This is a genomic window from Methylobacterium sp. WL64 (assembly GCF_008039945.1).
In the GTDB taxonomy this organism is placed as follows: domain Bacteria; phylum Pseudomonadota; class Alphaproteobacteria; order Rhizobiales; family Beijerinckiaceae; genus Methylobacterium.
The window spans coordinates 1-655 of sequence record NZ_VRVA01000317.1; the positions used below are offsets into that span (position 1 = coordinate 1).

The 655-nt window shown below is 59.2% G+C and carries 2 protein-coding genes; both read right to left on the minus strand.

The window, feature by feature from the left end; genetic code table 11:
- Window positions 1-88: 88 nt before the first annotated feature.
- Window positions 89-418 (minus strand): helix-turn-helix domain-containing protein, encoded by a 330-nt coding sequence (locus tag FV242_RS34080; protein ID WP_147942052.1) that lies wholly within the window; start codon window positions 416-418, stop codon window positions 89-91.
- The coding region (locus tag FV242_RS34085; protein ID WP_147942053.1) for a type II toxin-antitoxin system RelE/ParE family toxin at window positions 415-655 on the minus strand (241 nt) is incomplete at its 5' end. The genes FV242_RS34085 and FV242_RS34080, both read right to left, overlap by 4 nt.

The window sequence follows — 655 nt, forward strand, 5'->3', positions numbered from 1 at the left end:
CACGACGTAGGTTCGCCCGCAGCGTTGCAATAGACCTCGTGCAGCGCGAGCCCTCCGTTCGGGTAGCGCAGAATGCGATAGTGCCAGGTCACGGATGCGCCAGTGCCGAGGCGGCGTGCGCGGAGCGGGGGAACACCTTCACGTCAAGCTGCACCTCTTGGCCGAGCCGGCCGAGGATAGTCATCAGCTTATCGACCGTGAAGCGATCCAGCTTCACGCGACGGATGCGCGAAAAATCCCCCGCATCGATCCCCGTCGCCTCCTGCGCCTCGCGGACGGTAAGCTTGCGGGCGTCGAGCGTCTTGATGATCTGGCCCGCCAGCAGGGCGCGGAACTGCTCGAGATCGGGGTTCGGAACGTTAAAATCTCGGAACAGATTACCGCTGCCGCGTACAAGCTCGAATTCGTTATCGCTCATCGTAAAGCCTCCCTTAGCCGTTTCAGTCGTTCGCGGATCAAATCGATATCCGTTTTCGGCGTTGCGATGCCTGATTTAGATTTTTTCTGGAAGGCGTGAATGATCCAGATTTCATCTTCGATCTGCAAGGCATAGACTACGCGGAAAGCGTCGCCGCGATGCCTCAAAGCCAATTCAAGGACACCTGCCCCGAATCCATGCAGCGGTTTGGCAATGTCCGGGTGCCCGCCATCGGCA

Coding starts and splice junctions, on each gene's coding strand:
- FV242_RS34080 (WP_147942052.1), bottom strand. CDS start 418: ATGAGCGATAACGAATTCGAGCTTGTACGCGGCAGCGGTAATCTGTTC.